19 protein-coding genes are annotated in these 23,915 nt (G+C 65.6%); 12 read left to right on the top strand and 7 right to left on the bottom strand.

What is annotated here, in order from left to right; genetic code table 11:
- Positions 1 to 214: 214 nt before the first annotated feature.
- Positions 215 to 1,108, top strand: a complete 894-nt coding sequence (locus tag AC1Q7H_RS25635; RefSeq protein ID WP_013953272.1) for a hypothetical protein — start codon at positions 215 to 217, stop codon at positions 1,106 to 1,108.
- 69 nt (positions 1,109 to 1,177) lie between these two features.
- Here AC1Q7H_RS25635 and AC1Q7H_RS25630 read toward each other — a convergent pair whose 3' ends face one another.
- Complete coding sequence (locus tag AC1Q7H_RS25630; RefSeq protein ID WP_013953271.1) at positions 1,178 to 1,489, bottom strand: hypothetical protein; 312 nt, start codon at positions 1,487 to 1,489, stop codon at positions 1,178 to 1,180.
- Positions 1,490 to 1,677: 188 nt separating this feature from the next.
- Positions 1,678 to 2,616, bottom strand: coding sequence for an amino acid ABC transporter substrate-binding protein (locus AC1Q7H_RS25625; RefSeq protein WP_492378009.1), 939 nt, complete (start codon positions 2,614 to 2,616; stop codon positions 1,678 to 1,680).
- Between the two features lie 483 nt (positions 2,617 to 3,099).
- On the opposite strand from AC1Q7H_RS25625, the gene AC1Q7H_RS25620 reads away from it, so the two are divergent.
- From AC1Q7H_RS25620 to AC1Q7H_RS25595, 6 genes are read left to right on the top strand one after another with little or no spacing between them, the layout of a single operon-like run.
- A complete protein-coding gene (locus AC1Q7H_RS25620) occupies positions 3,100 to 4,038 on the top strand; it encodes a hypothetical protein (RefSeq protein ID WP_013953268.1) in 939 nt (312 codons plus the stop codon).
- 17 nt (positions 4,039 to 4,055) lie between these two features.
- Positions 4,056 to 5,414, top strand: a complete 1,359-nt coding sequence (locus AC1Q7H_RS25615) for a hypothetical protein (protein WP_211981665.1) — start codon at positions 4,056 to 4,058, stop codon at positions 5,412 to 5,414.
- 22 nt (positions 5,415 to 5,436) lie between these two features.
- Positions 5,437 to 7,587, top strand: coding sequence for an 8-amino-7-oxononanoate synthase (locus AC1Q7H_RS25610; protein ID WP_492381878.1), 2,151 nt, complete (start codon positions 5,437 to 5,439; stop codon positions 7,585 to 7,587).
- A 12-nt stretch (positions 7,588 to 7,599) separates the two neighbouring features.
- Entirely contained in the window at positions 7,600 to 8,721 is a 1,122-nt protein-coding gene (locus tag AC1Q7H_RS25605) for an 8-amino-7-oxononanoate synthase (RefSeq protein ID WP_211981663.1), read from the top strand.
- The gene (locus AC1Q7H_RS25600) at positions 8,714 to 9,565 is read left to right on the top strand and encodes a hypothetical protein (RefSeq protein WP_013953264.1); all 852 of its coding nucleotides are present in this window, start codon (positions 8,714 to 8,716) and stop codon (positions 9,563 to 9,565) included. Before AC1Q7H_RS25605 ends, AC1Q7H_RS25600 begins: the two co-directional genes overlap by 8 nt.
- Positions 9,562 to 10,299: an amidohydrolase family protein gene (locus tag AC1Q7H_RS25595; protein ID WP_013953263.1), complete on the top strand. Its 738-nt coding sequence runs from the start codon at positions 9,562 to 9,564 to the stop codon at positions 10,297 to 10,299. Before AC1Q7H_RS25600 ends, AC1Q7H_RS25595 begins: the two co-directional genes overlap by 4 nt.
- A 9-nt stretch (positions 10,300 to 10,308) precedes the next feature.
- Here the strand turns inward: AC1Q7H_RS25595 and AC1Q7H_RS25590 are convergent, their stop codons facing one another.
- Positions 10,309 to 11,649, bottom strand: a complete 1,341-nt coding sequence (locus tag AC1Q7H_RS25590) for a sigma 54-interacting transcriptional regulator (RefSeq protein WP_153953457.1) — start codon at positions 11,647 to 11,649, stop codon at positions 10,309 to 10,311.
- A gap of 313 nt (positions 11,650 to 11,962) precedes the next feature.
- On the opposite strand from AC1Q7H_RS25590, the gene AC1Q7H_RS25585 reads away from it, so the two are divergent.
- On the top strand, positions 11,963 to 13,012 hold the full coding sequence (locus AC1Q7H_RS25585; RefSeq protein WP_085959706.1) for a porin: 1,050 nt from the start codon (positions 11,963 to 11,965) through the stop codon (positions 13,010 to 13,012).
- Between the two features lie 90 nt (positions 13,013 to 13,102).
- Here AC1Q7H_RS25585 and AC1Q7H_RS25580 read toward each other — a convergent pair whose 3' ends face one another.
- From AC1Q7H_RS25580 to AC1Q7H_RS25565, 4 genes are read right to left on the bottom strand one after another with little or no spacing between them, the layout of a single operon-like run.
- Positions 13,103 to 14,161: a VWA domain-containing protein gene (locus AC1Q7H_RS25580; protein ID WP_492378011.1), complete on the bottom strand. Its 1,059-nt coding sequence runs from the start codon at positions 14,159 to 14,161 to the stop codon at positions 13,103 to 13,105.
- Positions 14,158 to 15,192, bottom strand: coding sequence for a DUF58 domain-containing protein (locus AC1Q7H_RS25575; RefSeq protein ID WP_492378012.1), 1,035 nt, complete (start codon positions 15,190 to 15,192; stop codon positions 14,158 to 14,160). Before AC1Q7H_RS25575 ends, AC1Q7H_RS25580 begins: the two co-directional genes overlap by 4 nt.
- On the bottom strand, positions 15,170 to 16,183 hold the full coding sequence (locus AC1Q7H_RS25570) for an AAA family ATPase (protein ID WP_013953258.1): 1,014 nt from the start codon (positions 16,181 to 16,183) through the stop codon (positions 15,170 to 15,172). The genes AC1Q7H_RS25575 and AC1Q7H_RS25570 overlap by 23 nt, the downstream gene beginning before the upstream one ends.
- 15 nt (positions 16,184 to 16,198) lie before the next feature.
- Positions 16,199 to 17,140 carry a S1C family serine protease gene (locus AC1Q7H_RS25565; RefSeq protein WP_153953459.1) on the bottom strand — a complete coding sequence of 314 codons (942 nt, stop codon included), beginning with the start codon at positions 17,138 to 17,140 and terminating at the stop codon, positions 16,199 to 16,201.
- Between the two features lie 75 nt (positions 17,141 to 17,215).
- Between AC1Q7H_RS25565 and AC1Q7H_RS25560 the strand changes: the two genes are divergently transcribed.
- From AC1Q7H_RS25560 to AC1Q7H_RS25545, 4 genes are all read left to right on the top strand, one after another.
- A complete protein-coding gene (locus AC1Q7H_RS25560) occupies positions 17,216 to 18,280 on the top strand; it encodes a VWA domain-containing protein (RefSeq protein WP_492378013.1) in 1,065 nt (354 codons plus the stop codon).
- A 135-nt stretch (positions 18,281 to 18,415) separates the two neighbouring features.
- A complete protein-coding gene (locus AC1Q7H_RS25555; protein WP_013953255.1) occupies positions 18,416 to 19,111 on the top strand; it encodes an ABC transporter ATP-binding protein in 696 nt (231 codons plus the stop codon).
- A gap of 3 nt (positions 19,112 to 19,114) precedes the next feature.
- On the top strand, positions 19,115 to 21,640 hold the full coding sequence (locus tag AC1Q7H_RS25550) for an FtsX-like permease family protein (RefSeq protein ID WP_492378014.1): 2,526 nt from the start codon (positions 19,115 to 19,117) through the stop codon (positions 21,638 to 21,640).
- Positions 21,637 to 22,713 carry a lipocalin-like domain-containing protein gene (locus tag AC1Q7H_RS25545; protein ID WP_492378015.1) on the top strand — a complete coding sequence of 359 codons (1,077 nt, stop codon included), beginning with the start codon at positions 21,637 to 21,639 and terminating at the stop codon, positions 22,711 to 22,713. The genes AC1Q7H_RS25550 and AC1Q7H_RS25545 overlap by 4 nt, the downstream gene beginning before the upstream one ends.
- Positions 22,714 to 23,915 lie beyond the last annotated feature (1,202 nt).

Here is a 23,915-nt window from a genome sequence, read left to right as displayed (position 1 = left end):
CCACTGGGCCCGGAATGGGCCGGCATCGAGAAAACCCGGCGGCACGGAAATTACTGACGGCCTGACGATATGGCGTCTGGCCTTGCAGGCCATGCTGCGCGAAAAATCCGAGTTACACACGCAACAAAACGCGATAATTTCGGTGTCCAGGCGACCGCCTGGCAAGCCGGGCGCTGGGTCGGGGGGCGCCTGGACATTCTAGACGGGGATTCATGTGAAGACAAAGGCGCAGCAAGACTGGCTGGCAGGCCTGGTGGCGGGCGCGGCCATGGCCCTGGCGCAGGACGCCGGCGCACAGGGTGCGGCGGCGCTGCCGGGCGCGGGCCCGGCCGTGGCGCAGGCCGCGGCAACCCAGGCGCAGGCATCGGCGGCGGCCGTGCTGTGCAGTGCCCCGTGGTTCCGCTCGGGCTCGCACGTGCAGATGGAAGGCGACGGCGTGATGCCAATGTCGGTCGGCATGACCCTGCGCGACGTGGTGCGCAGTCCAACCGGCTGCCGCGCCCAACTGGAGATCAATTCCAAGACTGCCCTGTCGGCGCTGATGGGGCCGCCGGTGATTACCACCCAGGTGCATGAAGTGGTGATCGACCGCCGTTCGCCCGGCGGCCAGACCAGCATCGAAAGCCAGCATGCCGTCATCAATGCCCGCGCCCGCTACGCGCGCATGTACGGCGAGGCGGCCTTCCGCGGCATGGGCGTGTTCAACTATGCCGGCCTGGACCTGCGCGAGGGCGCCACGCTGGAGGGCGAGACCTTTGAATCGAGCGTCTCGCTGAAGGTCTACCCGCTGGGATCGGATGACGTGGTCAGCACCGTGCGGGCGCAGCATGCGTCGATCCATATCGGCTCGCGCCACGTCGGCAAGCGGCAGACGATCAATACCGTCCTGGGACGCAAGGAATGCCTGCCGGTCACCTACGAGAAGCGCACCTCGCTGGGGCCGGTGCTGGTTGGCGAAGAAGTCGTGCAGGTCGAGCCGACCGTGATGCACGTCACCGACTGGTACTGCCCGGCCGACGCCTTCGTGCTGCGCACGGAAGTGCGCCAGGATGACAAGGTGCAGCGCATCGATGTCACCGCGCTGGAGAGCGACACGCAAGCGCCATAGGCTGGTGCGCCCGGGCAGGACGCAAAAAAACCCGCCAAGGCGGGATTTTTTGCGTCAGGCGCTTGCGGCTCAGCTGGCAGCCGGCGCCGAAGCAGCCTTCTTCTTGCTCTTCTTCTTGGTGGACTTCTTGGCCGGCTTTTGCTCGGCGGCCGGCGCGGAAGCGTCGGTCAGCTCGCTGCGGGTGCTCTTGTTCGCGCCCTGGGTGTACGGGTCGAACTTGTCGCCGGCCTTGGCCCCCTGGGTGTACGGGTCGAACTTCTCACCCGACTTGGCGCCCTGGGAATACGGATCGAACTGCTTCTTGCCGCCGGTCTGTGCCTGCACGGCCAGCGAAGCGGCGCCAAGGCAGAGTGCGATCGCGGTCGCGACGAACTTGTTCATGGTTTCTCCTGAAAAATGCCGCCGTCGGGCGGTCGTGTATGTGGCCTGTCCCTTGCACGGGACGGCTTGGCCCAGTGTCGCCAACATCGTTGATCGCTGTCAACTTGGGGCTTGCCCAGGCGCCACGACCTCATGGAAACCCTGAATTGCGGCCCCAGGCCGATTGAGGTTGGGGACCGCTTGCCGGCTTACTCCGTGACCGCGTCCGACGGGTGCTTCCAGGCCGCGCGCACCTCGCCGGACGGCGCCAGCGCCAGGTTGATGCCGCGGCTGCCGATGGGCTGCTGGAACCAGCGCTTCTGCAGCGCCGTGACCTCCGGGCCGGCAAAGGTGTTGGCCAGCGCCTGGTCGACCAGGCGCTTCCATTCCGGATCGGCCTTGGACAGCATCAGCGCATTCTGCTCCACCGACAGCGCCGGGCCTACGATCACGTACTGCGACGGGTCCTTGGCGCGGGCGCGCAGGCCGGCCAGCAGCACGTCGTCCATGACGAAGGCTTGCGCACGGCCGGATTCGAGCAGCAGGAACGATTCGCCGTGGTCCTTGGCGTAGACGTCGTGGTAGCCGTACTGGGCCTTCATGCGGCGCACGTGGCGGTCGCCGGTCGACCCGGCGCTGGTGACCACGGTCTTGCCGCGCAGGTCGCCGAACGAGCGGATGCCAGAGTCGGCGCGCACCAGCATGCGCACGGTCGACACGTAGTGCGAGACGCTGAACGCAACCTGCTTCTGGCGCTCGAGAGAATTGGTGTTGGGGGCGCAGTCCAGGTCCACCAGCCCGTTGACCACGGCAGGAATGCGGTTCTGCGGCGTGAGCGGCATCCAGCGCACTTTCAGGTCTTTCAGGCCCAGTTGCTGGCGCGCCGCTTCGGCCGCGCGCAGGCACAGGTCGACCGCATAGCCGGCAGGCTGGCCCTTATCGTCGGCAAACGAGAATGGCAGTGCCGACTCGCGGTAACCGAGCACGATGGTGCCGGATTCACGGATCTTGTCGAGCACAGGGCTCTGGGCGTTGGCCAGCGCCGGCGCCAGCGCGGCAGCGGACATGACGGCGAGGGCGACAGCCGCCAGCGAGCGGCGGGCGCGGAAGAGTCGGGCGGACAGTGCGGGCAGGGTGAAGGCAGGCATGCGGGGGAAACCGGAAAGCGGCCGGCAATGCGGCAAAGACGCAAGGGTATACCCCTGGTCAGGGGCGGGCGAAGGACATTGTTGTCATAAGCAAATTCCTGCCCCGAAAGCCTTTTTTCCCCCCGAGGTCCGAGTGGGGGCCATACGTCTGGTTCGGGCACGCCATTGAGATGGCGGCGCTGAAATCTAGCCGCGATGCTGCGCGAGTTGGGCTACGGCAGACACAGGCGCAGCTGTGCAGCCTGCAGCGGCAGGACATGCTGTTTTCGCCGCGGTACTGGATGCCATCGGCGAAGCCTGCTTCGCGTCCAGTCTAGCGATAGCCCTTGAAAGCGAAGCAATCTTCGCGCTCCTGTGGTCCGCCCATCGGCAAAATTCCCCAATAAATCAGCGGCCTACCGTCTTGTGACGCGATGGCACGGCTCCTGCGTTAGCTGGTTCGCGAGGTTCTCTCTCGCCTACCTCAACGGAAAGGAGCCGCAAATGCACGATATCGGAAGCTCGAGGCCTGGCGGTTGGAGCGCTGGCTACAACGAGTTCGAACACGAACTCGCCACGGAAATGTCGGGTGAATTCGAGCAGGAGAACGAATTCGCCAACGAGTTCGAGAACGAGTTCGAACAGGCCGAGCATGAGTTCGAGAACGAGTTCGAGCAGGAAGTCTCGGGCGAGATGCATGAACTCGAGCTCGCCGCGGAGCTGCTGGCGGTGAACAGCGAGCAGGAGCTTGAACAGTTCCTTGGCGGCCTGGTCAGGTCTGTAGGCCGTGCGGCCACGGGATTCGCCCGGTCGGCGGCCGGCAAGGCGCTCGGCGGCATTCTGCGTTCCGCTACCAAGTCGGCACTGCCGATCGTCGGATCGGCGCTCGGCAATCTGGTGGTTCCAGGGGCGGGTGGGTTGATCGGCGGCAAGCTCGCGGGCATGGCCGGCAGTGCGCTCGGGCTCGAGCTCGAGGGACTCAGTAACGAGGACCGCGAATTCGAAGTCGCGCGCCGGCTGGTCAGGATCGGCCAGCATGCGACCAACCACCTCATGTCGATGCCGCGCAATATGCCGCCCGCACGCGCGGCGCGCATTGCGTTCCTGCGCGGTGCGCGGCAGGTGGCGCCGGGCCTGCTGCCAGCGATGCGTGCCATCTCGCAGAACGGTGTGGCTTCCGCACGCCAATTGCCCATGCCGATCTTCGGCGGGGCAACGGAAACTGTGCCCGCGCCCCCGACGTTCGGCGGCGTCCCCGCTGTCAACGGCGCGACCGGCGCTCCCGGCGTTACGGGCATTGCCGGCGCGACAGCGACCTGCCCCACCTGCGGCACCCGCCCGACGGGCCATGTGCATGCGATCCCCGCCCGCGGCACCTGGCGCCGCTCGCGCAATGGCCGCGCCATCATTCTGTATCTCGCGTCGCCGCGGCCGGCGTACTGAGCGCGCGGAGACCCGCCGTGACCAACGCATGCACACACGCGCTGCGCCTGCTCGAGCAGGAGGTGCTGGGCATACGCGCCCGGCTCGATGCCCAGCTGCCCTATGCGCTGCAGATGCCGATGGTGCCCGCCGCCAATGTCAGCGACGAAGCGATGGGGGCCATCGAGCGTCATATGCAGGCCGCGCGCAGGCAGTTGCGCATCCGCATCGCGCGGTTCCTGCGCGATCTGCGGCACGCGCTGCCGGTGCCCGTCGACGTGGCCCGTGCGCAGCAACGCTACGCCTTGCTCAAGCTCTATTTCCATGCGGCACTGACGCACTTCGAGATCTTTGCGGAAGTGCTGACGCAGCGCAGCCAGCATGGCACGGGCATCTGGCTGTCGGGGCTCGACGTGGCGGCGCAGGACGGGCTCAGGCAGCCGGGCCTGTCGATGGCGCCGCCACCGGTCATCTGCTACGTGGAGCGCGGGCATGGCGGTGCCATCCGGCGCGCACGCACGCGCCTGCCGGGCGGTGGCGCCAATCCGGTCGCGGTGATTCGCATGCCGCGCGAACGCATGGTCGGCACCGGCGTGGCCGCGTCGCTGTTTCATGAGGTCGGGCACCAGGCAGCGGCGTTGCTCGATCTCGTGAACAGCTACCGGCGCGCGTCGGCGGCCAGCTTCGGATGCGGTCCGGCACATTCGATCTGGCGGGTCTGGGAGCGCTGGATCAGCGAGATTGTCGCGGATCTGTGGGCGGTGTCGCGCGTTGGCATCGCGGCGACCTGCGGGCTGATGAGCGTGGTGAGCCTGCCGCGCGCGTTCGTCCTGCGCATCAATCTCGACGATCCCCACCCGGCGCCGTGGATCCGCGTCAAGCTGTCGATCGCCATGGGCAACGCGCTCTATCCCCATCCGCAGTGGGCCGAACTGGCGCAGCTGTGGGAGCGACTGTATCCGCCCTCGCAAATGTCGGCCAGCCAGCGAAAGTCGTTCGAGACGCTAGGCGCGGCCATCCCCGCTTTCGTGTCGGCGCTGCTGTCAATCCGCCCGCCGTCGTTGCAGGGACGCATGCTTGGCGAAGCCTTGCGTTTGCCCGACCGCCATCCGCGCCTGCTGCTGCAACGCTGGCACATGGTCAGGTCCAGGCCGCAGCAGTACCTGGCCGATACCCCCACGCTCGCGTTCGCGGTACTCGGGCAGGCGCGCTTCAGTGGGCTGCTGCCCGCCAGTCAGGAACTGGGCGTGATTTCGGAACTGCTGCAGCGCTGGGCACTGGCGGGGTATCTGCCGTGGCGCGCGGGAGACCCGCAACTGAGCGTAGTGCTGAACCAGCGGCGGCCGGTGCCAGCGCCGCGCCAGAGTCATGGGTTGCCGTTTGCGGCGTATGCGTGAAGCTCGATGATCAAGGAGAACGATGATGAGCGAGATCTATCTGCCGGTCCAGCTTCGCCCGCGTGCGGCGATTGGAAAAGGGAAGCACGAGCTACCGAACCCCCGCAGCGTGCTCAAGCACGCATGGGTTGTCGTCCGAGACTGTCAGTACATCGCTGATTCCATGCCCGATTTCCTGAGTTTCCCCAAGGAAAGTAGCGTGGACTACGATCCCGCGTACCGTGTCGAATTGAAAATTTGGCTTGAAGGGCAAGGGGTTGAGAGGGGCCCAAACGGGCCGGACATCGACAAGCAAATAGTCGAATTCAGGCACAAGCTCCAGAGCATGTTCACCTTATCGGACTTTGAATCGCACGCGATGCCGTATACGATTCTGAGCGCGACGCTAGATCATGACAACGGAGTGATGATCTACGCGACATTGGCCGCAGATCAACCGGAGACGGTTGCGGCACCCGCCGTCGTGGCGCCGGCGCCCACACCGGATCCGACGATCATCGCTACGGCCACTGCTCTGCATGCTACGCCGATCGCGATGCCTGCCGAAGCCGCCGCCTCAGCCAATCTGCCGGCGGTAACACCTAAGACGCACCGCTATCTCCCGCTCCCCGACCCCATCACCGAGCGCTCCGGCCCGATGTCGCGGGAACACGACGGTCATCCCAGGCCCGTCACGCTCCAGCGCACCACCCGCGCATTGACCGGTGACGTCGGCTTGTGGATGCTGATCAAGCTCAATTCGGTGACGCTCGGGTGGGACAACTACATCGAACAGATGGACCGCCTGTTCTTCCCGAAATCGTTCGCTAAATCAGGGGATGTCGGCAGGGACGTCGGCACTAACGCACCGCTGTACAAAAAGGCCGTCGAACTCAGTCACCGCCGCTTTCTGCCATTCACGGACACTGATGCCTATCGCGCCCTCAAGGTCGCGACCGAAGCATTCGTCGTGACCTGGGGCGCTGTGGTACCGCCGGCCTCGGAGCTGCAGGCGATGGTAGACCTGCTGATTGCCGATCCCGCTGTTCGCGACCTCGCGAATGAACGGTTGGGGCTGAACCTCACCGAGCCCGATATCAAGGCACTGGCCCTCAAGTACTTCGGCGAGGAAAACAACATTCCGCCGGCCATTCCCTACCTGCAGCGTGTGGCGTTGGCCATGGGCGGTACCGATGCCGCGGGCATGATCGAGAACATGGTCGACGATGAAATCACGCTCGCCGGCGAGAAGCGGGACATGTGTGGCGAGGGATGTCTCTGGCTGCAATTCTGGAACCGCAATGTCTCGGCCAAGCTCGCGCAGCCGCCCCTCGTCGAACTGATCTGGAGTTACTGGATGGAAGAGCTCCAGCTCGTGCAGACGATGAACGCCATCTCGCGCCGCTTCCAGAACGTAGCGTCGGGCCCGAACGATCCGCTTGGCGCACTCGAGATGGATCCGCTGCGGCCGCTCAACAACATGATCTGGGGCTGGGTCCAGGACGAGCAGCACCGGCTGCCGATCGAGCGCCGCGCCGCGGAGTATCTGCACGAATACGGGTTCCAGCTGATCGGCAAGGCGGTGCCGCGCATGCAAGCGGCCGACACGCGCAGCAAGTTCCTCGCCGCGTTCCATACGCTGCTCAATCTGTGCGTGCCGTTCTTCCGCCAGGCCGACGACACCACGGTGGTGCCGGACGGGTTCCCGCTGCTCAACGCGCTGCGCGAAGTCCACCTGATTCTTTCGGAAGGCGCGCACAACCAGTTCCGCGATCTGCCCACTACATCACGCGTGGAAATGATGATGCAGCAATGGATGCTGGCGCGGCCCGAGTTCCGCGAGTTCCTGCCGCGGCGCTCGATGATCGCGTACCCTGAGCCGTGGATGCATTCGGTGGAAAGCATGCGCAAGCTGCAGGGCTGGGGCGACACCAATCCCTACCAGTTCTGGCAGCTCGCCACCATGGGCGAGCAGATCGTGGCGTCGATCCGCTGGAGCGACTGGAACTCGATCCACGATCCCGCGAATGCTGCCAACTGGGCCGCATTCTTCCGGCCTGAGATCCAGGCGTATATCCACTCGTATCGCGCGGTAACGGGCGTCGACGTGGGTGCTGAGCCGGTGGACGTGCAGGTCCCGGGCATGCATCTGCTGCGCCGGTTGCACGAGTACAAAGGGAAGCGGGTGGCGTGAGGGGCCGCGGCCATGATCGACTTTGCCTCGGCGTTATACCTTGGCATGACGCATCCGGCCGCGCGCCTCGGCGACTATGCCGCATTGACGAGCGGTGTGCCCGCATCGCTCGCGGCATCGCCGCAGGCGCGTGGCGTTGCCGCGCGCGCAGCCGAGTTGCAGGGTTGCGAGGCGGGTGCGGTGGCGCCGTCCACGCTGCATCTGGCGATCGATACCTTCGACCGCCTCGCGCGCAGCCACGTGTTGATTGCCGACGAAGCGCTATATCCGGTCATGCGCTGGAGCCTCGAGCGCGTAAGTGGCTTGGGCGCATCGCTGTCGTGGTTCGCGCATGGCGATCCTGCCGCACTGGTAGGCGTATTGCGCCGTAGCAGGGCGGGCAAGCCGCCGGCAGTCATCACAGACGCCACACTGCGGAACGGCATGCCGATCGCGCCGCAGGGATATCTGGAAGCCGTCGCTTCACGCGATGGCTTGCTCGTGATCGACCATAGTCAGGTCCTTGGGCTCCTCGGTGAGCATCCCATACCAAAGCAGCCGTGGGGGCTGGGTGGTGGTGGCATCGCCGTGCACGGCGGCCTGGGGCCATCGGACCCGGTCCTGCTGTTGGCGTCATGGGCCAAGGCATTCGGCGTGCCGCTGGCCACGCTGTGCGGGCCCGCCGCGTTGGTCAGTGACATTGCGTGCAATGGTCCCACGCAGTCGCATTGCAGCGCTGCTAACCAGGCCGCGCTGTTGGCGGCGCTCGATGCACTAGACGCCAATCGGCGCACCGGAGACTGGCTGCGTACGCGCCTGCTCTACTTCGTGCGGCGGCTGCGTGCGGGCCTGCTGTCGCTGGCTCGTACCGTGCTGCCAGATCTGTCCGCAACGCTGCCACTGCATCCGATGCAACGTATTCATCTGAGTACGCCGGGGCGAACACAGGCGCTGCATGCCTCGCTGCGTGCGTGTGGGTTTCGTACCGCGTTATTGCACGATGCCGAGATCCGCCATGCGGTGGTCGTGATCGTGCGTGCCGATCATCGGCTGTCCGATATCGACGGACTGGTGCAGACGATGGCAGCGACGGCGCCTGCGCTGCCCGCGTCCGACGAAACGCTATCCAAGTCCATGGGGAGGCATCATGTTTAAGACCGCAGACGGCGAAATCCTTGACCTGGCACCGTGGCGCATGCGCCGGCTGATGCGGCTCGTGGCCGACGCGCGCCGCTATCCGCCCGGAACGCCGCCGCAGATGCTCGTCAACGACCTGCGCCAGATTGTTGCGCGTGCTCGGCGCGTCAGCACCCAGCCGCGGCTGGGTACCGCGCGATTCGAGAGCCGGGGCGAGGGTGCATGTTGCCAGGCGTGTCTACTGGCGCGCCAGCAGCAGGGCGTGCTGTCGCTGGTGGGACTGAGCTTGTCCCCGATGCCGTCGCTGGGGCACCTGTCCGAAGCCTTCGATGAGGAATTGACACATCTGCGGCCGAAGTTGGCACCGCCGCCCGTGTCATTGGATATCGAACTGAAGTGGAGGCGCTGGAGCTCCCTGGAAGACGCTTCTCGCGGCGTTGCGGGACCTGGGGTCTACATATTCAGTGATGGCGCGGTGCCCACCTACATCGGTCACTCCAATGCGCTCGAAGCCCGGCTTAGACAATGGTTTCAGTACCAGCGGGCGCTGACATGCGTGGGACCGAAATTCATCTGGACCGCTCCTACGCGGAAGAACCCGGTAGCGGCGGCAATCGAGCACACATTGCTCAGCTGGGTGGATCGGAAGCTGCGATTGAACGGAAGGCTTAGATCGGGAATGCCATCGACGCTGGCGAACCGGGTGCTGACCAATCTGGTGACAGTCGGTGAGAAAGACCTTGTCATACGCAACGCCATGCCCCCGGAGCTGGCAAAGGACTTTCGGCCGACGGCCAATACGATGCATATCAAGGCGGGAACGCAGTTCGAAGTGCCTTTCGATGCCTACGCCGCGCCATGATCCTCGACTTCCACGTCCACGCCGGGCAGGGCGATGGCATGACCGGTCCCTGGGACACCACGGCACCGTTGGCGGCTTACGCACGCCGGGCGCGCGAAGCGGGTATCAGCCATTCGATTCTGCTGCCGGTATTCCAGTCTGACTATGCGCAAGGGAATCGCGACGTCGCTGCGTTGGTGCGTGCCGATCCGGGTCGCTGGACCGGCTTCGCGATGGTCCACGCCGTGCGCGACCGTGACCGTGTGCACGCGATGATCGAGGAGGCGGTCCTGCGGCTGGGACTGCGCGGCATCAAGGTGCATAACCACGACGCACCCATCCATCGACAGGTTTGCGATGCTGCGCAACGTTGGCAACTGCCGGTACTCTACGACCCCGGTGGCGATGTCGGTGCGCTAAGCCTGCTGGCGCAGACGCACCCCAGCGTCGCGTTCGTGTTCGCGCATCTTGGTAGTTTCGCCGACGACTGGGCGGCCCAGCGCCGCGTGATTGACCTGATCGAACGGCATCCCAACCTGTTCGCCGACACCGCCGGTGTGCGCCGCTTCGATCTGCTTGAAGAGGCGCTGCATCGCGCGGGGCCGCACAAGCTGTTGTTCGGCTCCGATGGTCCCTGGTTGCACCCGGGCCTCGAACTTGCCAAGATCCGCGCTTTGCGTCCATCCGCCGACGCGTTCGCGTGGATCGCGGGCGGTAATGCCTTGCGATTGCTGCGACGTGTATCGGTTGCGTGAGATCGGGTCCTACGCGCTGCCACCGTCGGGCCGCACCTGCCGTCGCAATTGCAAGGCGCGCGGTGTGACCTGCAATAGCTCGGCGGCGCGGTTGGTCGATCCCGTGCGTCGTTCGGCAGCCTGCACGGCGATGGTCTCGGCAATTTGCCCGATATGTTTTAGACCCAGCCCTGCATCAAGCGCGCCTTCCACCGCAAGCGCCAGCATCTGCGTCCATGCCGCGAGCGTATCGGCAGCGGCAGGGATGGACGGACGATCGAGCGATCCTGTGCTCAATACACCGAAGCCACGCTGACGCTCGGCCATGCGTAATACCACGTTGCGCAACTCGCGCACATTGCCGGGGTAGTCGCGGCACATCAGCTGTTCCATGACCTCCGGCATAATACGCGGCGCGTCGTCATGCTCGCTCAGGAAGTGCCGCACCAGCAGCGGGATATCTTCGCGTCGTTCCGACAATGACGGTGCACGTACGGTCCATTGCGAGATGCGGAAATACAGGTCGCAGCGAAAGCGCCCGGCCTCCACCTCGGCTTCGAGATCGCGATTCGTCGCACAGGTGAGGCGAAAGTCAGAGCGCCGCCAGGTGTCTTCCCCCACGCGCTTGTACATCCGCTCCTGAATCACGCGCAACAGCCGCGCCTGGAGCGGCAGCTCGAGTTCGCCGATCTCGTCAAGAAACAGCGTTCCGCAGTCCGCCAATGCCACGGCGCCGTCGCGCGCCGTGACGGCATGCGTGAATGCACCCTTGGCATGGCCGAACAGTTCGCTGCCGGACAGTTCGGGACTCAGCGTCGTGCAGTCGACCACGACAAACGGACCACGCCTGCGCGAAGGATCGAGATCATGCACCAGCCGGGCCAGCAACTCCTTGCCGACGCCACTTTCCCCAAGCAGCAGACAAGCGCCGCGCCCAAGCCGGCCGGCCTCCGCCACCGCACGCAAGGTGCTGCGCCATGCAATCGATTCTCCGACAGCGCGCCGGCGCAGCCAGTCGGACGTGACGATCTCCTCGAGCTCCGCCAGCCGGGCAAGCCGCAGCGCCAGTTCTTTCAGCAGTGAGTCATCATCGACAGCGGTCACGATATCGCAAACCGACGATGGCCACCAGGATTCGGGGCGGCAATGACAGCGAGTCTCGTCCGTGCAGCCGACGATAAAGGCATCCGGCAACGGCCGCCCGCGCAGCCATTGCTCCGCGGCCTCCGCCACGCGGCTGGGCGCAGCACGCACGACGACCACGAGCAGCCCGTCACCGCTTGCGGATAGGCTCACTCCGTCAGGCAACCCGTGCCTGCACAGCGCGTGCGTGACTTGCCCGGCATCTTCCTGATAGAGAACAGTACGCATTCCGCACCCCGGAGCAATATGGAAGTTCGGTGATGGACTGCGGGGGAGTCGAGGCGCGGTATGGCAGGCGAGCCCTGACAATGGAGTTATCGTAGGTGGCCGCTGTCGGAGTGCAATTGAGGGGTGTTTTATGCTGATATGCAGTTGGTTTCTGGCGTGACTTCAAGCCCGAATGGGTTTTACCAGGACCATCCTTTGGGGGCCCACCGTTTGGATGATTGCCGCGGGCGCATTGCTGGCCAAAAATCAAGAAGAAAGAGGGGGGACCACCATGCGACGACTACGTCTCGTTGATATATCCTTGTTCTTCGCCATGATTGGGTGTTGTGCAAGCGCACACGCCCAGTCAGGGGTGACGCTGTTCGGTATTGCCGACGCCGGTATCGAATTCAACAATAATGCAGGGCGCAACGGCAACAGTCTCGTGCGGCTGGTTTCCGGGAACCAGTCTGGCTCGCGTTGGGGGCTGCGGGGCGTGGAGGAGTTGGGCAGCGGGCTGAAGGCAGTCTTTCTGCTGGAAAGCGGCTTCGACATCGATACCGGCAATTCGGGCCAGAGCGGGCGTCTGTTCGGCCGCAATGCCTATGTAGGGCTCGATAGCCTACACGGCTCACTGCTGTTGGGGCGGCAGCAGACCGGCATGCGCGAATTCGGCAATCTCTATGATCCCAATGCGATTGCCGACCGCTACAGCATCCTCTCGATTGCGCCGGAGTTTGGCGCGCGCGCGGACAATGCCATCAAGTATGTCGGCAAGTTCGGAAAGCTGACTGGACTGGCTTTCTACTCATTCCAGGCTAATGGCAGCGAAGTGGCTGGCAGCAACGTATTCGGACGTAATTTCGGCGCGTTCGTCAACTATGCCTCCGGCCCCTTTGCGCTGGGCGCGGCCTATGACGATGCGCACGTCGGCACGCCGTCAAACCAGGCGCCGGTCCTGAGGCGCGTTTCGGTGGCTGCCACATATGCGGTGGGTGATGCCAAGGTTTATGCGGGCTACCGTCTGGCGAAGGCCCATGATGGTGCTATCGTGCCGGGCGCGCAGGCGGCTGATGCCGGCTCGAACCTCTACTGGCTGGGCCTGGCTTACAAAGTGACGCCGGCTTTCTCCCTGACTGGCGCGGCTTACTACCAGGACTTCCGGCAGACCGGATCCGACCCGTGGCAGTTCGTGCTTACTAGCGATTATTCGCTCAGCAAACGCACCGACCTCTACGCGTCAGTCTCCTACGCGCTAAACAAGGATAACTCGGCACTAGGCGTCAACGGCTTCAACAGTGGCAGCGGCACGTCGGCCGTCTTCAACGTACAGCCTGGCAAGGATCAGGTGGGTGCGGTGATGGGCGTTCGTCACCGGTTCTGATGCGCCTTGCCACGGAGCGCGCGCCAAACCGGGGGCCCAATATTCTGGCAAAGGAACACCCGGGTTTCCTCTGCCAGAGCCAGTCCCTGCCTACATCACGCGCCCGAACCACCACAACGACAGCAGCCCCGCACACGTGGCCAGCAACGCCCCCAGCGCGGCAAAGAACGCAGTAATTTCAACCTGTTCGCGCTTGCCAAACGCCAGCCGCATATTGAGCGCCCGGTACACCCTCTTCAGTTGCGCGGCATCCGCAAGCGGGAAATACTCCGCCCCTGTCGCATCGGCGACTTCCTTCAACACCTTCTCATCCAGCCTGACGCGCGCCGACCAGCCATTGACCGAAAGCACCACACCCTCGGTCGTGCCAACCCCGACGGTATAAACGCGCACGCCGTGCGCGGCGGCAAGCTGCGCCGCCTGCGTCGCGGCCGGGCCGGTGTTGCTTTCACCGTCGGAAAACAGGACGATTGCCCCAGAGGGATAGGAGCCGGGCGTCACGGCTTCGCCGCTGCGGGATGCGTCCGGCTTTTGCAGCGGCGTGGTGTCGCCGTTCATGAGGCGCTCGGCGTCATCAGCCGTCTGCGGCAGCAGCGTCGTCAGCGCGATGAGCAGGCCATTGCCCAGCGCGGTGCCGCCTTGCGGCTTGAGGCGGTCGATTGCCGTGGCCGCGGCATCCTTGCTGCGACTGGGCGCCTGTGCCACGGCGGCGGTGCCGGCCATCGCGACGACTCCCACGCTGACGCCCGCGGGCAGTGCGTCGAGCAGAACCTTGGCCGCTTGCTGGGCGGCGCGGATGCGGCTGGGCTGGACATCCTGCGCGCGCATGCTGCCAGACAGATCGATGACCAGGACCACGGTCTCGACGCGCGAGGGCAGCAGCATCACCGCCTGGGGTCGGGCGATGGCGAAGATCAGCGCGGCCAGGGCCAGCAGGAGCAGCATGGGCGACACGTGGCGGCGCAAGGTCGCGCCGCCCTTGATGGCAACGCCGACGGTTTTCAGGGTGGGATAGTGCACCGTCGCGTGGCGCTGGCGCCTATCGAGCCATACGTAGCCAGCGGACAGCACGAGGACGAGCGCGAGCAACCACAGCATGCCTGGCCACAGGAAGCTGAAGACGGGTAGCCGGCTTATGGCATCGGTCATGCTGCCCCCTTTGGCCCGTTTTCCTGCTTTGCTACTGCAGCGGCCCCTTGACGGTGGCGGCGCCGGCGGGTGAAGTGCAGCAGGGCCAGGTCCAGGCGGGCGTAGGTCGACAGCGTCAGGCACGCCACGCCAGCCTGGGTGAAGGCCAGGCGCAACTCGGCCTCGCGCGCCTGGGCGGCGGCGGCGAAGCGTTTGCGGAAGGCCGGGTCGTGCGTGTCGACGAACATCTGCTCCGCGGTTTCGGCATCCTGCAGCACGACCAGGCCCAGGTCGGGCAAGGCCATCTCCAGCGGGTCGACCAGCCGCACGGCGACGACCTCATGGCGCCGGGCCAGCATTCCGAGCGATGCCTGCCAGCCCGGGGCGCTGATGAAGTCGGAGACCACGAACAGCACCGATCGGTGTTTCGCGAACGCCCGTGCGCGCTCCAGCAGGTCGCGCAAGCGGGTGTCGCCCGGCAACGCGGCGGGTGTGGCATGCATGCGGTCGAGCAGGTGCAGCAGATGCCGGCGCCCCGAGCGCGCCGGCACCACCGACGCGCCCGCGTCTGTGGCCCCGCCGTAGAGCAGGGCGCCGACCCGGTTGCCGTAACGTGTCAGCAGCAGCGCCATGACGGTGGTGAAGTCGCTCAGCAGGTCGCGCTTGCTCACGCTGCCAGAACCGAAACCGACCGATCCGCTCAGGTCCAGCAGGAACCAGACGGAGACCTCCCGGTCTTCCTGGTACTCACGCACATGCGGTGTCTGCAGCCGCGCCGTCACGTTCCAGTCGATGTGCCGTACGTCGTCGCCGGGGTGGTATTCGCGCAGGTCGGCAAGATCCAGCCCAAAGCCGCGGAACAGCGTGCGGTAGTCGCCCTGCAACAGGCCATCGAGGCGGCGCACCACGGTCCATTCCAGGCGGCGCAGCAAGGCCTCGGTCTGCCTTGCGTCGACGCTGGCCAGCGCCGTGCCGGCGGGTGCGCTACCGGGTGCGCTATAGGGTGCGGCTTCCGGGCCGCTCCGGCGCCTAGCGCGCAGGCGCCCGAACATGGGATTCCAATGGGCGCTCCGGAACCGGCAGCGCCTGCAGGATGCGGGTGACGAGCTGGTCGGCAGTCACGCCGTCGGACATGGCCTCGTATGAGAGCACCAGGCGGTGGCGCAAGACATCCGGCACGAGGTCGACCACGTCTTCGGGCAGCGCATAGTGCCGGCGGCGCAGGAACGCCAGGGCGCGCGCGCCTTCGATCAGGCCGATGGTGGCGCGGGGGCTGGCACCGAACGCTATGTATCGATCCAGGTCTTCCAGCCCGTAGCTTCCCGGCTTGCGGGTGGCCGACACCACGCGCACTGCATACTGGACCAGGCTCGGATCCACATAGATCCTGCCGCATTCCTCCTGCAGGCTTGCCAGGCGCTCGGGCGTGGCGATGGGGCTCACGCTGATGCGGGGGCCGGTGACACGGTTGACGATGACGGCCTCCTCCTCTTCGCTGGGATAGCCCACCAGGACCTTCATCATGAAGCGGTCGACCTGCGCTTCGGGCAAGGGGTAGGTGCCTTCCGTTTCTATCGGGTTCTGCGTGGCCATGACGAGGAAGGGCGTGGGCACCAGATGGGACTCGCCGGCGATGGTGACCTGCTTTTCCTGCATGACCTCCAGCAAGGCGCTCTGCACCTTGGCCGGCGCGCGGTTGATCTCGTCGGCCAGCAGCAGGTTGGCAAAGACCGGGCCCCGCACGGTGGAGAACTCGCCCGTGCCCTGGTTATACATGCGCGTGCCGATCAGGTCGGCCGGCAGCAGGTCAGGCGTGAACTGGATGCGCTTGAAGGAGCCGCTCATGGTACTGGCCAGCGTCTTGACGGTCAGCGTCTTGGCCAGGCCCGGCACGCCTTCCACCAGCAGGTGGCCACCCGCAAGGATCGCCACCAGTACCCGTTCCAGGAACTGGTCCTGCCCCACCACCACGCGCTTCACCTCATACAGCAGGCGCTCCATCAAGTCGGCGCTGTCCACAGTGCCCCTGGCTTGGTCGTTCATTTAAGGCCCCCGCGTCTAGAAAGGAGAGGATCCGATGGCAATGCCGGCGCTTTCGATCGTGACAGCGAAGCCGATGCCGAGGAAAGTGCCGCTCTGGTTGGGGTTGAGGATGGCGGTGACGATCCCGACCACCTCGCCATCCAGATTCACCAGCGGCCCGCCCGAGTTGCCCGGATTGGCGGCGGCGTCGAACTGGATGAGCTTGTCCAGGTCCCGCTTGCCGTCCGGCGAAACGAACCTGCGGTCGAGCCCCGACACCACGCCGGCAGACACCGACGGACCGATGCCGAACGGAAAGCCGACCGCGACGACTTCGGTCCCGGGCGCGAGGTTCCGGCTGGAACCAAGCGTCGCCGGCGGCACGTCGTCGGGGATTGAACTGGGCCGGATCACGGCGAGGTCTTTCTCCGGGAACGCCTGCACCACCGAGGCCTCGGCCGTGTGGCCGTCGTGGAATATGACCTCCAGGTGCAGGGCGTCGGCGACGACGTGGTAGCTGGTGAGAATGACGCCGCTTTCGGTCACGACCACACCCGAACCGATGTTGCGGACTTTGCGCTTGCCACCGGACTCGTCCTTGCCGCCCGATGGGTCGCCTTTTGCGAGTTCATCGCGAGAGGGCGGCGGGGATGGCGGGTGCGATTTGGTTTTGGGGCGTGTGGCAGGGGGATCACGTTTGGCGTTTCGGGCGGATGCCGCTTCCGTCGGCTTGTCCGCCGCCTTTTCCGCTGGCGCATAGCTGCGAACTTCCACCACCGACTCGCGAACCGCCTCTGCGGCCCTGGCTGTGCGCGAAGGCAGACGCCTGGTCTCCAACGTGTGCAGCACTGCCGCGTCGATGTCGGATTGCTTTAGGACGCGCGGCGACGGTTGCAACAGCCAGGCAGAGCCCACGACCGCGGCGAGAACCAGTGCGACCGCTGCCGAGACCCATCCGTAGATCGATACCCGTTTCATTGCCGCCCCCGAGGTCCCGTCCCGCCGTGGAAAATACAGTACCATCGTCTTACCCACGCGCCAAGGAGCACGGGTATGCAGTTTCTCTGGCCGCAAATGCTCTGGCTGCTGCTCGTGCTGCCCCTGCTGGCAGCCGCTTACCTGTACCTGCTTGCGCGGCGCAAGAAAATCGCCCTGTTGTATGCCAGCCTTGCGCTGCCGCGCGCCGCCCTGGGTCCCGGCCAACGACTGCGGCGTCACATCCCGCCGCTGCTCTTCCTGCTCGCGCTGGGCGTGGCCCTGCTGGCTTGCGCCCGTCCTACTGCGACGATCACGCTGCCGTCCGACGCCATCACCCTGGTACTGGCCATGGACACCTCCCGCAGCATGGCGGCGACCGACGTTGCACCCACCCGGATCGCCGCATCCAAGCAGGCTGCCCGGGATCTCATCGTCGGGCTGCCGGCCAGCGTGCGCCTGGGCATGGTCTCTTTTGCCGCCACGGCGACCGTGGTACTGCCCCCCACCGACAACCGGCAGGACATGCTCGATGCAATCGATCGCTTCCAGCTCCAGCACGGCACGGCGACCGGCAGCGGGCTGATCCAGGCGCTGGCAGTGTTGTTCCCCGACGATGGCATCGACCTGGAAGCAATCCTTTTCAGCGGCGAGTCGCTCGCACCCGGGCCCGGCGGCAGATCGCTGGCAGAGGCCGCCGCGGCGGACGCCGTCCGCAAGCGCGAACAGGAACGGCCGGCGGCGCAGCCCGGCTCGTATCGGCACGGTGCGGTGATCCTGCTCAGCGATGGCCGCCGCACCACCGGCCCCGACCCGCTGGACGCCGCGCGCATGGCCGCCCAGCGCGGCGTGCGCGTCTATACGGTGGGCTTCGGTACGCCGCAGGGCGCAGCCACGATAGAGTCGGGCCTGTCTTACTACATGCAGCTCGATGAACCCGCCTTGCGGGCGGTAGCGGCGATAACGGACGGCGAGTACTTCCAGGCAGGCTCGGCTGCGGACCTGAGCCGAGTGTATCGCCAGCTCAGCGCCCGCTTCGCGCTCGAGCGCAAGGAAACCGAGATCAGTGCATTGTTCTCGGCAGCAGCGGTCCTGATGCTGGGGGTGGCGTGCGGGCTCTCGATGTTGTGGTTCCGGCGGTGACCTGAAGCATGCTTGATGTAGCGGCCGGGTTCATTCCCCGAGCCATCCATAGGCGCAGCGGGTGTATTTCCAGCCTGGATTTCACCCGGGAACCGAGACGGACAGAGAGGCGCGCCACGCGAGGTTGACAACATTGTGCTGACCCTTACAGACGTCTCCAAGACATACAACGGCGCCCGACCGCGCACCGTTCTCCGCGGAGTCAGTCTTGCGCTGGACGCCGGCGAATATGTCGCCGTCATGGGTGAATCTGGCGTGGGCAAGTCGACGCTGCTCCACCTGATCGCCGGCCTGGATCGGCCCGACAGTGGCTGCATCCAGTTCGACGGACAGGACCTGGGCAAGCTGGACGACGATGCCGCAACCTTGCTGAGGCGGCGAAAGCTGGGGTTCGTGTTCCAGGCCTTCCATGTTCTGCCGAATTTGAGCGCGGCGCAGAACGTGGCGCTGCCTCTGCTGTTGAACGGCCTCGAGTGGGAAAAGGCGTCGGCCCGCGTTGCCGAGATGCTTGCCGCGGTTGGGCTTGAGGGGCGCGAGGACAGTATGCCGCGCGAGCTTTCCGGCGGGGAACTGCAGCGGGTGGCGATTGCACGTGCCCTGGTACACCGGCCGATGCTGCTGCTGGCAGATGAGCCGACTGGCAACCTTGATCACGAGACGGCTGCGCGGGTGCTGAGCCTGCTGCGCGAACTGGTCAACGCAAACGGCACGGCCGCGATTATCGTCACGCACTCGGCACTGGCTGCGGCGACGGCGGATCGCGTCTTGCAGTTGACGCCAGGCGGATTGACGCCGCTGGGGCCCCAGCCGCCGATGAGCGCGGCAGCCTGAGCCATGCGAACGCCGCGCTCGCTCGGCCTTGCGCTACTTCTGGGCGAATTGGGCGCCCATCCCGGACGCGCCATCATCGGCATCCTTGCCGTGGCCATCGGTGTGGCAATGGGCTATGGCGTGCATCTGGTCAACCACGCTGCACTGGCGGAGTTTTCCCAGGCGGTGCGCTCGTTGATGGGGAATGCCGATCTGGAGATCCGCGGGCCGCGCATGGGCTTCGATGAATCGCTCTATCCGCGCATCGCGGGCCTGCCGGAGGTGGCGGCGGCCAGCCCCGTGGTGGAAGTCAATGCGCTGGTGCCGGGGCGCACCGGTGCGCTGACGCTGTTTGGCATCGATGTGTTCCGGGCGGCGCCTGTGACCCCCAATCTGATCGGGCGGCCCGCCGAGGAGCGCGCGGGCAAGCTCGAGGTTCTCGATCCCGACGCCGTGTTCCTTTCGCCGGCGGCGCTGAGCTGGCTCGACCTCAAGCCCGGGGATCCGCTCACCGTACAAGTCGGGCTCACCGCGCTTACGCTGCGTATTGCCGGCACGCTGCCGGCGGCGGGCGAGGGCATGCGCCTGGGCGTGATGGATATCGGTGCGGCGCAGTGGCGCCTCGACCGGCTTGGCCTGCTGCAGCGGATCGACGTCAAGCTCAGGCCGGGAGTGGACACCGACAGCTTTGCGCAAGCGCTGGCCGCGCTGCTGCCGCCAGGGGTGGTGGCGGGATCGCCGCAGGACAACGCGCGCCGAACTTCCAACCTGTCGCGCGCCTATCGGGTGAACCTGAACGTGCTTGCGCTGGTGGCGTTGTTCACAGGCGCCTTCCTGGTGTTCACGATGCAGGCTGTCTCGGTGCTGCGGCGGCGCTCGCAGCTTGCACTGTTGCGCGCCCTGGGGGTGACACGCGGTGGCCTGCTGCGGCTGCTGCTGGCGGAAGGCGCGGCTCAAGGCGCGCTCGGCGCGATGCTCGGCCTGGCGCTTGGCTTCGTCCTCGCTGCCGCGGTGCTCGGGTATGCGGGGGGCGATCTGGGCGGTGGCTACTTTGAAGGTGTAAAGCCCAAGGTCCGCTTCGACGCGCCGGCAGCGCTGATCTTCTTCGCGCTCGGGCTGTCGGCGGCGGTGCTCGGCAGTCTCGCGCCGGCATGGGAGGCCGCCCGTGCGCGGCCGGCGCAGGCGCTCAAGGCGGGCGATGAGGAGACACCGCTCAAGCGGCTGCGCTCGCCGTGGACCGGGCTTGCGGCGATGGCAGCCGGGCTTGGGCTGACGCCACTGCGGCCGGTGGCGGATCTGCCGGTCTTCGGTTATGCGGCGATCGCGCTTCTGTTGGTGGGCGCTATCCTGCTGATGCCACGGCTGGCGCATCTTGTGTTCGGCTTGCTGCCCTCTTGGCGACAGGCTGTGCCGCAGCTTGCCCTGACCCAGCTCGCCGGCGCACCGGGCCGCGCGGCCATCGCCCTGGCCGGCATTGTCGCCAGCTTCAGCCTGATGGCCGCGATGGCGATCATGGTGTCAAGCTTCCGCATCTCGGTGGACGATTGGCTGCACAATGTCCTGCCGGCTGACCTCTATTTGCGTGCTTCGTCAAGCGGCGATAGCGCGTATTTCTCGCCTGACGACCAGGCGGCCATTGCCAGCGTCCGTGGCGTTGCGCGTGCGGAGTTTCTACGTTCGAGCCAGATCCTGCTTGATCCCGAGCGTCCCCCCGTAACGGTCATTGCCAGGCCGATCGATCCGCGCAATCCGGGCGCACGGTTGCCGCTGACGGCTGCGCCCGTCGCGGCGCAGCCGGGTGATCCGCCGGCGGTATGGGTCAGCGAGGCGATGGTCGACCTCTATGGCTTCCGCCCCGGGCAACGTATCACGTTGCCGCTGCAGGGCCGGCCCGTCGCCTTCCTGGTGGGCGGCGTGTGGCGCGATTACGCGCGCCAGCATGGTACGGTGGTGATCAGCCAGGACGACTATCGACGGCTCACGGACGAGCGGCGTGTCACTGACGTCGCCCTGTGGCTGGAGCAGGGCACCGGCCCGGCGCAGGTCAAGGAGAGGCTGCACCAGCGCGTCGCCGGCGGTGAACACATTACCTTCGCCGAGCCTGGCGAGATTCGCACCATCACCCTGAAAATCTTCGACCGCAGCTTCGCAGTGACCTACCTGCTGGAGGGCATAGCGGTCATGATCGGCCTGTTCGGCATCGGCGCCAGCTTCAGCGCGCAGGCCCTGGCGCGTGCGCGCGAATTTGGCATGCTGCGGCATCTCGGCTTCATGCGTTGGCAGATCGGCGCGATGCTGGCACTGGAGGGCGCATTACTCGCTCTGCTTGGCGTGGTAGCCGGTCTTGCGCTGGGATGGGTCATCGCCTTGATCCTGGTTCACGTTGTCAACCCGCAGTCGTTCCACTGGACCATGAGTTTGCATATGCCTTGGGCATTCCTGGCCCAGGTGGCGAGCGCGGTGGTGGCGGCGGCCTCGCTGGCTGCGCTGGCGAGCGGGCGGCACGCGATGTCGCGTAGCGCCGTGCGCGCGGTTCAGGAGGATTGGTGAAGCGGCGCTCATTCCTGCGGTTGTTGCCGGGTTGCGGCGTGGCGGGCGCGGCGCTGGGCGCAGCGCCCGCTTATCCGCCAGTCGACGCAGGCCGAACCCTGGCTTTCCCGCGCGACCACGGCGCACACCCCGACTATCGCACCGAATGGTGGTATGCCACCGGCTGGCTGCAGACGCCGGCAGGAGCGCCGCTCGGCTTCCAGGTTACGTTCTTCCGCTCGCGCCCGCAGTTCGACCAGGCCAACCCAAGCCGCTTCGCGCCGCAGCAACTGCTGTTCGCCAATGTCGCCCTGAGCGATCCCGTGGCCGGCAAGCTCCAGCACGACCAGCGCGCGGCGCGCAGCGGCTTCGGCTTGGCGCTTGCCGACACTGCCGATACCGATGTCTACATCGACAACTGGTCGCTGCGCCGAGAGGCGACGGGGCGCTACCGAGCCAGATTTCCCGCGCGGGATTTCACCCTCGATCTGACAATGGAGCCAACCCAACGGTTGTTGCTACAGGGCGAACGGGGTTTCAGCCGCAAGGGCCCTCTGGCGGCCCAGGCGAGCTATTACTACAGCCGGCCGGGGCTCAAGGTGAGCGGCACCTTGAAGCGGGGCACCCAGCAGGAAACCGTGCATGGCACTGCCTGGCTGGATCACGAATGGTCGTCGACCTTGCTGGCCGACGAGGCCGTCGGCTGGGACTGGATCGGCATCAACCTGGATGACGGCGGCGCGTTGATGGCCTTCCAGATCCGGGACAAGGCGGGGCGCAAGTTCTGGGGAGGCGGCACGCTGCGCGGCAGCGACGGGCGCGTCCAGGTACTGGCTCCCGAAGAGGTCAACTTCATGCCGGCGCGCCGTTGGCGCTCGCCTCGTACCGGCACGAGCTATCCGGTTGCCATGCGGTTGAACGCAGGCGATCTCACACTCGAACTGGTACCGCTGATGGATGATCAGGAACTCGATAGCCGCGCGAGCACCGGCGCGGTCTATTGGGAGGGCGCGGTGACTGCATTGCGGGGAGGCAACGCGGTCGGACGGGGTTACCTTGAACTAACTGGGTATTTCCAGCGCCTCAATCTTTGAGGCGGGATGTCCAGGATGGTGACCTCTGCGAGGCCCGTGTGGCCATGCGCGTAGCTGCAGCTGGAGTCAGAAGCGGCTTGATATCCGGTCGATGGCCGATGAAGGCACGGTATGCCAGTTGCACGCGCACTGACATACCGATTCTGGGTGTTGCAGCCAGATGATTGGCTTTGTTCTCGCGGGCTCGCCACCCCCCTCTTTGGTGGGACCTTCTCCAGGGGAAAGCCGATTGCCCTGCTATTTCCGTCACGCTATGATGATTTTCAAAATGCGCGCCGCGTGCTCCCTACTCCTTGGCAATTGCGGGCAGCGTAAAGAAAGGCCGCGCCGGGCAATGGAGGGGTCAATTGGTAAAGGACGACTCCAAGCACTGGAGACGCCGGTGGCTGCGGTGGCACTCGCGGTCTCTGCTGGCAAGCGCACTGTATTGCAGCGAGGTGAGTGTGATGCCTACCTTAACGAGATGCTGAGGGCATACCTTGCCTACGGCGACTTCACCGAAAACGAAGTTGATTTCATTTTTCGACGAGTCTCCCACGGCGTACGGATGCTCGGGTCACACCTGGATGCATCAGTCTTTGCCCGGCGTGCCCAGGAACGAATCCGAGCCCATGGGCTTAGACTGATGACGGACGCATCCGAGGTCTTCGGCTAGGACCCATAGTGAATGCGAGGCGGGCTACAGTGTCGTGGCCGGTCACACCTCATGCAGTACAGTGTCAAGCCTTCGTGCCGCTGAAACGCCCGCGAAGCTCGCACTTCATCCGGGAGATTGCTTCCCGGAGCCAACAAAAAGCCATGGCGGCTAAAGTAGCTCGCACAGCGGTTCCACAAGAACACTGCCTGCCGGTAACCACTGGCCCGTGCGCTCTCAAATTCTATTCGCTGGCCGCATAAGCCAACCATCACCGCTGGCTTCTTGTCGACTGATCTCTCTTGTTGCGACAAAACTGCGAAAAACACTAAACTTCAATACACTGGCTGAACGATTTCATTAATCCGTTGCATCGACCCGTTTAATCCACAGCTTCCAGTCAGGCAATCACCATTGCGAAAGGTATGCCGCGGGTATCCGGCATCATGAAGCGTCAACGAGACGAGTGAACAGGGGCGAGTTGCCTATCACCAGCAGCGACTGCGGTCACCATGACCTGCGTTACCCGTTTTGCAGCTGTCGCCCGGTTTAGCCACTAGCCTAGTGG

Source organism: Cupriavidus sp. GW823-FHT06D04, assembly GCF_058795055.1.
Note: the sequence above shows the minus strand (reverse complement) of the source record. Positions and strands in the feature narration are given on the sequence as shown.